This is a genomic window from Firmicutes bacterium HGW-Firmicutes-1 (assembly GCA_002841625.1).
Taxonomy (GTDB): domain Bacteria; phylum Bacillota; class Clostridia; order Lachnospirales; family Vallitaleaceae; genus HGW-1.
Map to the genome: position 1 here is coordinate 109999 of PHAG01000012.1, position 10654 is coordinate 120652.

8 protein-coding genes are annotated in these 10654 nt (G+C 32.8%); 6 read left to right on the forward strand and 2 right to left on the reverse strand.

Annotation, left to right across the window (positions count from 1 at the left end; genetic code table 11):
* Nucleotides 1-115: 115 nt before the first annotated feature.
* The 3 genes from CVU84_14975 to CVU84_14985 all read left to right on the forward strand — a co-directional run bounded on the left by CVU84_14975 (nt 116) and on the right by CVU84_14985 (nt 4732).
* Nucleotides 116-1480 (forward strand): MATE family efflux transporter, encoded by a 1365-nt coding sequence (locus CVU84_14975; GenBank protein ID PKM93665.1) that lies wholly within the window; start codon nt 116-118, stop codon nt 1478-1480.
* 73 nt (nt 1481-1553) lie between these two features.
* Nucleotides 1554-2285, forward strand: coding sequence for a YebC/PmpR family DNA-binding transcriptional regulator (locus CVU84_14980; GenBank protein ID PKM93666.1), 732 nt, complete (start codon nt 1554-1556; stop codon nt 2283-2285).
* 491 nt (nt 2286-2776) lie between these two features.
* Nucleotides 2777-4732, forward strand: a complete 1956-nt coding sequence (locus tag CVU84_14985) for a DNA ligase (NAD(+)) LigA (GenBank protein ID PKM93673.1) — start codon at nt 2777-2779, stop codon at nt 4730-4732.
* 159 nt (nt 4733-4891) lie between these two features.
* Here the strand turns inward: CVU84_14985 and CVU84_14990 are convergent, their stop codons facing one another.
* On the reverse strand, nt 4892-5119 hold the full coding sequence (locus CVU84_14990) for a hypothetical protein (protein ID PKM93674.1): 228 nt from the start codon (nt 5117-5119) through the stop codon (nt 4892-4894).
* A gap of 166 nt (nt 5120-5285) precedes the next feature.
* On the opposite strand from CVU84_14990, the gene CVU84_14995 reads away from it, so the two are divergent.
* Together CVU84_14995 and CVU84_15000 are read left to right on the forward strand one after the other, a co-directional pair.
* Nucleotides 5286-6845 carry a heme ABC transporter ATP-binding protein gene (locus CVU84_14995; protein PKM93667.1) on the forward strand — a complete coding sequence of 520 codons (1560 nt, stop codon included), beginning with the start codon at nt 5286-5288 and terminating at the stop codon, nt 6843-6845.
* A gap of 15 nt (nt 6846-6860) precedes the next feature.
* A complete protein-coding gene (locus CVU84_15000) occupies nt 6861-7571 on the forward strand; it encodes an HAD family hydrolase (GenBank protein ID PKM93668.1) in 711 nt (236 codons plus the stop codon).
* 44 nt (nt 7572-7615) lie between these two features.
* Here CVU84_15000 and CVU84_15005 read toward each other — a convergent pair whose 3' ends face one another.
* A complete protein-coding gene (locus tag CVU84_15005) occupies nt 7616-8860 on the reverse strand; it encodes a 6-phosphofructokinase (protein ID PKM93669.1) in 1245 nt (414 codons plus the stop codon).
* Between the two features lie 390 nt (nt 8861-9250).
* Between CVU84_15005 and CVU84_15010 the strand changes: the two genes are divergently transcribed.
* A complete protein-coding gene (locus CVU84_15010) occupies nt 9251-10417 on the forward strand; it encodes an NADH-dependent alcohol dehydrogenase (protein ID PKM93670.1) in 1167 nt (388 codons plus the stop codon).
* Nucleotides 10418-10654: the final 237 nt, after the last annotated feature.

A 10654-nucleotide genomic window follows, 5' to 3' on the forward strand; every position in this document is an offset into this window, starting at 1 on the left:
GCAAGGAAAGTTCTGCATATGCAATTTCTTGTTCCCTTCCTACTTTTTAGTTGCAATAATAAATAAATCATGGGATAATGCTACTGATATAGACTAATTAAAATTAGAGGTACTCATGGAAGAAAAAAATGATCGACATTTTTATAAAACGTTAGTTTCAATAGCCATTCCTATAGCGGTACAAAGCCTAATTACCAATTTATTAAATCTTATTGATGTATTTATGATTAGTTCCTTAGATACTTCATCAATAGGTGGCGTGAGTATTGCTAATAAAATATTTTTTTTGCTGAACTTATTTTTATTTGGTACGAATAGTGGTGCAGCAATACTATCTTCTCAATACTTTGGTAACAAGGATTTTCTAAGTATAAGAAAAGTTTTAGGTATTTCTTTAATTTTAGGAATTGGAGGAAGCTTCTTCATTTCACTTGGGGCAATATTAATACCAGAAACAATAATCACTGCATTCGCGCCTTATGAACCAGAGATGATCAATGAAGGCGGAAAATATTTAAGAATTATTGGCTTTAGTTATATGTTTACTGCCATTACTTTTTCCTATAGTTTTCTTCTTAGAACTACACATAATGCGAAGTTACCAATGGTTATAACAGCCGGGGCAATCTTAATAAACACTTTTTTTAATTGGGTACTCATCTTTGGAAAGCTTGGAGCACCGGCATTAGGAGTCGAAGGTGCTGCAATTGCTACAGTAGTAGCAAGGATAGTTGAATGTATACTTCTCATATACTTTGTATATAAATATCATCTACCATTAGCTGGAAAACTATCAGAAATATTTAGATTTTCTAGTGCTTTTTTTAGACATTACATAGGTGCAGTTGGTTTTGTAATTTTAAATGAGATTATATGGTCATTGGGTGTGACAGGATATTCTTTTGTTTATGGCAGAATGGGTGAAGTAGTTACTGCATCTATGGCGATTACACAACCAATTGAACAGCTATCCTTTGTAGTTTTTTTTGGTTTATGTAACGCTTGCGGAGTTATGCTAGGCAACCAATTGGGTGCAAATGAAAAGGAAAAAGCGATGGAATATGCAAAGAAATTTTTGTTTCTAGTAACAGCAGCAGGTATCATTACTAGCATTGCAATATTGTTATCCTCTTCATTTATTGCAAATTTATTTAACGTTGAACCATTGGTTAAGAAAAACATCATTAACTGCTTATTTGTATTTAGCCTCTACCTGCCATTTAAGGTTCTCAATATGCTCATTATTGTAGGTATTCTTAGAAGTGGTGGAGATACCTTTGCAAGTATGATTATTGATTTAGTTGGAGTATGGTTGATTGGTATACCTATGGCTATATTTGGTGGGTTGTACTTAAAGTTGGATATACATTTTGTTTATGCCATGATACTTATTGAAGAGGTGTTTAAGTTAATTCTTTGCTTGTTTCGATATTATACAAAAAAATGGGTTAAAAATATTGTTATTGATAGACCTTCATAGCATTCAGCTAATTGTCAAATATGGCTTTATATGATAGAATATCATAGATAAAATGAAAGGGTGGTAATATAAAATGTCTGGACATTCAAAGTTTGCCAATATTAAAAATAGAAAAGAAAGAAATGATTCCAAAAGAGGAAAGATTTTTACTAAGATCGGTAGGGAAATTGTTGTGGCTGTAAAAAGCGGTGGTTCTGAACCAGCAACAAATACTAGGTTAAGAGAGATCATTGCGAAAGCAAAAGCAGAAAATATGCCAAATGATACAATTCAAAGAAGTATTAAAAAAGCATCAGGTGAATTGGGCAATGTAATTTATGAAAGCATTATTTATGAAGGCTATGGTCCAAGTGGAGTTGCAGTTGTTATAGAATGTTTAACGGATAACAAAAACCGAACCGCTGCAAATATTAGACATGCATTATCAAAATATGGTGGTAATTTAGGAACTACCGGGTGTGTATCTTTTATATTCGAAAAAAAAGGACAAATAATTATTGAAAAAGATGATGATGTAATAGAAGATACGCTAATGATTTTAGCTATAGAAGCTGGTGCTGAGGATTTTATTTCAGAGGATGAAGGGTATGAGATTATAACAGAAACTGATCATTTTGCTGCTGTTTATGACGTTCTTGTAAAAGAAAAATATCCAATGTTATCAGCAGAAATAACTATGATTCCGACTACGACAACAGACTTAGAAACGAAGGAAGACATAGATAAACTTCAAAAAATGTTAGATCAGTTAGAAGAAGACGATGATGTTCAGAATGTTTATACCAATTGGGGAAATGAAGAATAATATATTTTTGTAGTATAACGAATCAGAGTATGTAAAAATTAGTCGCCGATTTATAAAATGCGATAGGTAATTAGACCTATAAATATAAAAAAATTACATATTTTGGCTAAAATTATATATAATATTAATGGGATTAAATTGGATAAATATAATAACTGGGCGTGGTGATTATGAATCTAAAGGAGAGGGAAGCAGACGAGCTCGTTATGCTTACAAAGTGCTTTGTAACTTTTGTGGAAAATCAGTATCAGAAGAAAGAAATAACTGAGCAAGAGTATCAAGTACTTATTTGCAACAAGATTGCTTTTTTAAATGCTGTGGAGAAACAAGCAGTTTACAGGTAATTTGTCTAACAGTAAACAAGTAAATTTTGTGCAAATGAAAAATCAGGGATGAAACAAGAAAATAAGCCTAAGAGGCTTTTTTTCTTGTTTATGTACAATTATTCAAAGCTATATTATAATAATACCAAGAATGAATTAGGGGGAATCATGTTGAATAAAGATATTACCACCATAAAGGAACTAGCACAAAAGCTTAACCTAGCTTCCAAAGCTTATTATTTGGAAGATCAGGAAATTATGACTAACTTTGAATATGATCAATTGTATGATGAGTTATTAATGCTGGAAAACAAAACGGGATTTGTGTTATCAGATTCCCCAACACAGAAGGTTGGATATGAGGTTTTAAGTAGCCTTCCAAAGGAAAAGCATGAGTCAATTATGTTATCATTAGATAAAACCAAGGATGCCGCATCCTTAAAAGATTGGATAAAAGAGCAAAGAGGCATTTTGTCATGGAAATTAGATGGTCTTACTATTGTGTTAACCTATGAGAATGGGTTGTTAACGAAAGCGGTAACAAGAGGTAATGGGTTAATTGGAGAAGTAATTACCAATAACGCCAGAGTTTTTAAGAATATACCAACAAAGATTTCTTTTAAAAAGAGGTTGATTCTTAGAGGTGAAGCAGTTATAAAGTATTCTGATTTTAATAAATTAAATGAACTATTGCCAGTGGAAGAACAATATAAAAATCCAAGAAATTTATGCAGTGGTTCAGTTAGGCAATTAAACAATGAAATAACTGCAAAGAGGAATGTCCATTTTTTTGCTTTTCAACTTGTACAAGCGGACGAAGTGGATTTAGAAGACTCAAAGGTCAAACAACTTGAATGGCTAGAACAATTAGGTTTTGAGACGGTAGAGCATAGAGTTGTAACGAAAGATAACATTGCAGAGCAAATAGAAAACTTTGCAAGAGAAATAGTTAACAATGATTTTGGCTCAGATGGTTTAGTTCTTACTTATGATTCAATAGAGTATTCAAATGGACTAGGCGCAACCTCCAAGTTTCCAAAGCATTCAATTGCATTTAAATGGAGGGATGAGATTAAGGAAACAACTTTAACAAAAATTGAATGGAGCGCATCTCGTACAGGACTGATTAATCCGATTGCGATTTTTGAACCAATTGAGCTTGAAGGAACAACTGTTTCTAGAGCTAGCGTTCATAATCTTAGTATTTTAGAGGAACTTGAGCTTGGAATTGGTGATATTATAGAGGTTTACAAAGCGAATATGATTATACCGCAAATTGCAGATAATCTTACTAGAAGCAACAATATAACCATACCGAAATTATGTCCTGTTTGTGGAGAGGCTTGTGAACTTAGACAAATAAGTCAAGTAAAAGCTCTTTACTGTTCAAATGTTGATTGTACAGCTAAAAAAATCAAAAGTTATGCGCATTTCGTATCAAGAGATGCAATGAACATTGAAGGAATATCAGAAGCAACTCTAGAGAAATTTGTGAGTGATGGATTGATAAAAACATTAGGAGATATATTTAGGCTAGAAGACCATAAGCAGATCATTGTTCAAATGGAAGGCTTTGGAGAAAAGTCTTATCAAAATATTATAAATTCTATTGAAAAATCTAAAAAGGTTTATTTGTCAAATTTTATTTATGCATTAGGTATTTCAAATGTTGGATTAAGCAATGCAAAACTGCTTTGCAGAAGCTTGGATAATAGTTTTGTTGAAATATTAAAGGTAAAAACAGAAAATTTACTGCGGATTGAAGGTTTTGGAGAAGTTATTGCTACTTCTGTTGTTGAGTTTTTTGGAAATGAAAAAAATATTGAGATGATTCAAGATTTAATGAAATATATTTCTTTTATTAAAGAAGAAATAAACAATAATGAGCTCATTTTAGAGGGTAAAGTATTTGTAATTACTGGAAGCCTTGAAAAATATGAAAATAGAAATGCATTAAAAGATAAAATAGAAGCATTAGGTGGGAAAGTTACTGGTAGCGTTACTAGTAAAACAGACTACCTTATTAATAATGATGTTCAGTCAACCTCTTCTAAGAACAAAACGGCAGTACAATTAGGAGTAACAATCATTAATGAAGAGGATTTTGAAAAATTAATGAGTTAAGCGTGCACAATTTGCATGTCGATTTTTATCATTAACTTTATTTTTAGATCAGAATGGGATATAATATCATATGGCACGTGAAAGGTTGTGATACATATGGCCAAAGACAAATGCTGTTCAAAGTGGAAGAAGAAAGGCGATTACTGTAAGCAATGCCCCTTAATTCTTGAAAATAAAAAGAAAGATAGTAAAAAGAAGAAAGACAAGAAGAAAGACAAGAAAGAAAACAAGAAAGAAAATAAGAAAAAAAATAAGAAAGAAAATAAGAAAGAAAATAAGAAAGAAGTCAAGAAAGAAGGCAAGAAAGAAGTCAAAGGCAAGAAAGAAGTCAAAGGCAAGAAAGAAGTCAAAGGCAAGAAAGAAGAAAAAGAAAAGAAAGATAAAGATAAGAAGATTAATTACGAAAACAAGAAGGACAAAGATAATAAGGACAAAGATAATAAGGACAAAGATAATAAGGACAAAGATAATAAGGACAAAGATAACAAGGACAAAGATAACAAAGACAAAGACAACAATAAGTAAGAAATCTTAGACGATAGGTGAAAAATAAATGAGCATATTAACTGTACAAAACGTAAGTCATGATTTTGGAGGCAGACAAATACTTCTAGATGCTTCTTTTAGGTTATTAAAAGGAGAACATGTTGGTTTAGTAGGTGCCAACGGTGAAGGGAAATCAACCTTTTTAAATATTATCAATGGTAAGCTTATGCCTGATGAAGGCAAAGTGGAATGGTGCAAACGTATTACGACGGGATATCTTGACCAACACACTGTGTTGGAAAAGGGCATGACCATAAGAGAAGTATTGCGTACTGCATTTCAACATATGTTTGATCTTGAGACAGAGATGTTAGGAATCTACGAGAAGATGGCTGAGGCCTCAGAAAAAGAGATTGAGGATATGATGGAGGATGTTGCAGAAATTCAACATACGTTAGAACATAACGGCTTTTATATTATTGACTCAAAAATTGAGTCAGTTGCAAATGGACTGGGGTTAGGTGATGTAGGATTAGATAGAGATGTAAATGATTTAAGTGGTGGACAAAGAACCAAAGTTCTATTAACAAAACTATTATTAGAGAATCCTATGATTCTAATTCTAGATGAGCCTACAAACTTTCTAGATGTAGAGCATATCAATTGGTTAAAGAATTATCTGATAAACTATGAAGATAGTTTTATATTGGTTTCTCATGATATTCCATTTTTAAATGAAGTAGTTAATGTAATTTATCATGTTGAGAATGCTGAATTAACTAGATATACTGGCAACTACGATGATTTTACTCGTATGAATGATTTGAAAAAACAACAAAACGAAAAAGCCTTTGAAAAACAACAAAAGGAAATTCAACATCTTGAAACCTTTATTGCTAAAAACAAGGCAAGAGTAGCGACAGCAAATATGGCAAAAAGCCGTGTGAAGAAATTAGAAAAAATGGACATCATTGAAAAGACTAGAGAAAAAACGAAGCCTGTGTTTAAGTTTAAAGAGGCAAGAACACCAAGTAAGTATATATTTGAAGCAAAAGGTCTGGTAATAGGTTACTCTGAACCTTTGACAAGACCGCTAGATATTATTCTTGAAAGAGGACAAAAGGTAGCTATTAGAGGCGTGAATGGATTAGGAAAATCTACGTTGTTAAAGACTCTGTTAGGTATTTTGAAGCCTGTAGACGGAGAAGTTCAACAAGGAGATTACTTATATCCTGGATACTTTGAACAAGAATCTTCTCGAAATAATAGTAATACAGCACTTGAAGAAATATGGAATAGGTACCCTAGCATGACGAATAGTGAAGTAAGAGGTGCATTAGCAAGATGTGGATTAACTACTGAGCATATCACTAGCCAAATGATGGTACTTAGTGGTGGTGAGAATGCAAAGGTAAGGCTTTGTAAGCTTATGTTAGATGAAGCAAATTGGTTAGTATTAGATGAACCAACAAACCATTTAGATGTAGATGCTAAGGATGCATTAAAAACGGCATTAAAAGAATTTAAAGGTTCACTTATTATTGTTAGTCATGAGCCTGATTTTTATGAGGACTGGGTTACAGATATTTGGAATGTGGAAGATTGGACAACAAAAGATATCTTTTAAAGGGAGAACTAAAGGATGAACACAATTTTATTAGATTTAGACGGAACAGTATTACCACTGGATATGGATTTATTTATGACGATTTATTTTGCTGAGATGGAGAAAGTTTTTAGCGATTTACCTGATCATGAAATGGTCGTTAAAAATGTATGGGCTGCAACGGGTGCAGCTGTTAAGAGTACAGAAAAAATAACAAATGAAGAAGCTTTTATGAATGCATATGGACAATTAATTGTTGGTGATTTAGACGAGCATAAAAGAAGATTTGAAGCATTTTATGATGAAGGTTTTTTGAAAACTAAAAAATCAGTTATTGAAAATCAATGGATGCAAAAAAGCATTATACTACTCAAAGAAAAAGGATATAATTTAGTTCTAGCAACAAATCCTATATTTCCTATGAAGGCTATTCATCATAGAATTAGATGGGCAGGTTTTGAACCAAGTGATTTTTCATATATATCTTCCTTTGAGAAAAATCATTATTGTAAACCTCAAATAAAGTATTATGAAGAGGTTCTGAGTGCAATAGGGAAAAAACCAGAAGAGTGTATGATGGTTGGAAATGATGTTCAAGAAGATATGATTGTACATAAACTTGGCGTTAAGACCTTCTTAATAGATGAACATATTCTTCATAGAACAGATGAACCAATTCAAGTAGATTATCAAGGAAATTATGAGGATTTCTATATATTTGTAGAAAAACTACCGAAGTTAAATTAATAATAAAAGGTTAAGCTAATTTTAGCTTAACCTTTTATTTATTCTTAGTTTAATAAGTGTTTAATATTAGCATATAATGGTAAACCATTTGAATAAGGAATTGAAGGTTCTCCCATAATTAATGGACGCATATAGTCTATGATCTCATCAGTAACATAATTGCCTTCTTTATTTATCCATTCTCTTGGAATATTTCGTTCTTTGTTCGCTACAGATTCAATATCAATATAATTAATTGAAATTGAATAGGGGTTATTGCTCAAGCGGTTAATCGTTACCATTTTTCCAGTCAAACCTTCCAGAGCATATTCAACAGCTTTTTCGCCAACAAGTGTAGCTTCACTAATATCAACTAAGGAAGCGCAATGCATTGCACTTCTTTGTAATACATTAAGTTCGATTGAACGAACCTTACAGTTAAAGGAATCTAATGCGAGATTTTCCAACGTTCTTCCGGTACCACTTAGATGTACATGTCCAAAGGAGTCCTTTTCACAGGAGGATGCTGAAATAAATTGTCCCGATTCATCTCTGATCCCTTCAGATACAGCAACAATAACATTTTTTTTCCTCTTATGAAGTTCGGAAATATCTTGAATAAATCTATCCTTTGAGAAGGGTACCTCTGGTAGGTAGATTAAATCAGGTGCTTCATTGTATTGATTTCTAGCCAAAGCAGAGGCGGCTGTAAGCCAACCAGCATTTCTCCCCATAACTTCAACTATTGTAAGGCTATTTAAACTATAAATATATGTATCATGTGCAATTTCGAGTAATGAAGTTGCCACAAATTTAGCAGCAGAACCAAAACCAGGTGTGTGATCAATACCATATAAATCGTTATCGATGGTTTTTGGAATTCCGATAATTTTTATATCAATATTATTTGTAGCTGCATATTGAGATAGCTTTAGAACAGTATCCATAGAATCATTACCACCGATATAAAAGAAATATTTAATATTGTATTTTTCAAAGTTGGAAAATATTAGCTTGAATTGTGAGTCATCGCTAGAATGGTCTTTTAATTTGAATCTGCAAGACCCTAAGTACATACCAGGTGTGTTTTTAAGAATTTCAAGTTTGTCTGTGTGATTTTCGAAAATAGAAGTTAAATCGATGATGTTGTTTTCTAGAATACCTAAGATGCCGTTAATAGAACCGTATATTTTTTTAATACCTTCACTACTCATAGCTTTTTCTAGTGCACCACTTAAAGATGCATTGATGACAGACGTTGGTCCACCCGATTGGGCGATTAGACAATTAGACATAAATTTCCTCCCCATTTTTATCTTGCTTAATAAAAGTTATAATACAGGAAGAAGTACAAGAATGCAACTATAATTTGGCACTTATGAGTAAGCATTCAAATCCATAGTTAATTCCATCGTGCAGTTGTAGGTTTCTTTCATGTTTGGCATAATGATTATCTCAATATACCTAGTAATTAGACAATAGTATCCAAATGGTAACTATGACATAAAAAAGTGCGTACTTGCCATTTTATCATTTGTACCATTATAATGAATAGTAATCAAAAGCAAGAAAGCAAGAAACTCAAGAAAGAAAGAAAGAAAGGTAGGTAAGTAAATAAATATGTATATAGTAATTAACAAATAGCTAGTGTTAAGTAACCTATGAATACGTTGGTCTAACAAATACAAGGAGAGTAAAAAGTGATAAATTTTAAATATTCAATACCTACAAAGATTTTCTTCGGTAAAGGTCAAATTTCTTATCTTCCACAACAGATAAAATTATATGGTTCAAAGATTCTATTGGTATATGGAGGAGGAAGTATAAAAAGAAATGGCTTATATCAAAATGTAATCAATCTATTAAAAGAAAATGAATTACCTTTTTGGGAGCTATCTGGGGTTGATCCAAATCCGAGAATAGGTAGTGTAGAAAAAGGAATACAAATATGTAAGGATCAAAACATTGATTTTATCTTAGCAGTTGGTGGGGGAAGTATCATTGATTGTTCTAAAGTGATTGCTGCAGGCGTTTACTACAATGGAAGTCCTTGGGACATTGTTCAAGATCCATCAAAAATTACGAAGATACTTCCTATTGCAAGTATTTTAACCTTAGCAGCGGCAGGTTCAGAAATGGATGCCAATGCTGTGATCACAAATCTTGAGACAGAAGAAAAGCTAGGCACTGGTCATAAAGATATGAATCCAAAATTTTCAATTCTAGATCCAACCTACACGTTCACTGTTCCACCAAATCAAACCGCAGCCGGAACAGCAGATATTATGAGTCATATTTTTGAGGTTTACTTTAGTGCCACTAAAGAAGCCTATCTCCAAAACAGAATGGCGGAAGCCCTCTTAAAAACCTGCATCAAATATGGAAAACTTGCAATCGATGAACCCGAAAATTATGAAGCTAGATCAAACTTAATGTGGGCATCAAGCCTTGCCATTAACGGTCTCTTAAGCTACGGCAAAGAAACCGAATGGAGCGTCCATGCCATGGAACACGAACTAAGTGCTTTCTACGACATTACCCATGGAGTCGGCCTTGCAATTTTAACCCCCCACTGGATGAAATATGTCCTAAATGATGAAACCCTAAACTTTTTCACAGACTATGGAATAAATGTCTGGAACATAGATCCATCCCTCAATCCCTATGACATTGCAAATGAATCAATCAACAAAACAAGAGCCTTTTTCAACGAACTAGGAATCCCTTCCTCCCTCAAAGAAGTTGGAATAAACGAAGAAAAACTAGAAAAAATGGCAATCCAATCCACATCTAGATACGGCAATCTAGGCCAATTCCGCCCCTTAAATACTGAAGACGTCCTAAACATCTTCAAAGCAGCCCTCTAATATCCAAGGCCTCAACTATTCATAAGAATAACATACTGCAATCATGTGACCCAACAGGTATCTTCCTATTGGGTCTTTTATGATTGCCTTTTTAAAATATCGACTACCTTCTACAACCCAATCACATTTAATTCTTATTATGTCAATTATTTGTGAAAATGTCCCAATAAATCCAAAACATAAGCACCAGTTATAGTTGGTGCGCTGACTGTCGATAAAAGCATTTTTTCTGATAAG

Coding starts and splice junctions, on each gene's coding strand:
- CVU84_14975 (PKM93665.1), top strand. CDS start 116: ATGGAAGAAAAAAATGATCGACATTTTTATAAAACGTTAGTTTCAATA.
- CVU84_14985 (PKM93673.1), top strand. CDS start 2,777: ATGTTGAATAAAGATATTACCACCATAAAGGAACTAGCACAAAAGCTT.
- CVU84_14995 (PKM93667.1), top strand. CDS start 5,286: ATGAGCATATTAACTGTACAAAACGTAAGTCATGATTTTGGAGGCAGA.
- CVU84_15000 (PKM93668.1), top strand. CDS start 6,861: ATGAACACAATTTTATTAGATTTAGACGGAACAGTATTACCACTGGAT.
- CVU84_15005 (PKM93669.1), bottom strand. CDS start 8,860: ATGGGGAGGAAATTTATGTCTAATTGTCTAATCGCCCAATCGGGTGGA.
- CVU84_14980 (PKM93666.1), top strand. CDS start 1,554: ATGTCTGGACATTCAAAGTTTGCCAATATTAAAAATAGAAAAGAAAGA.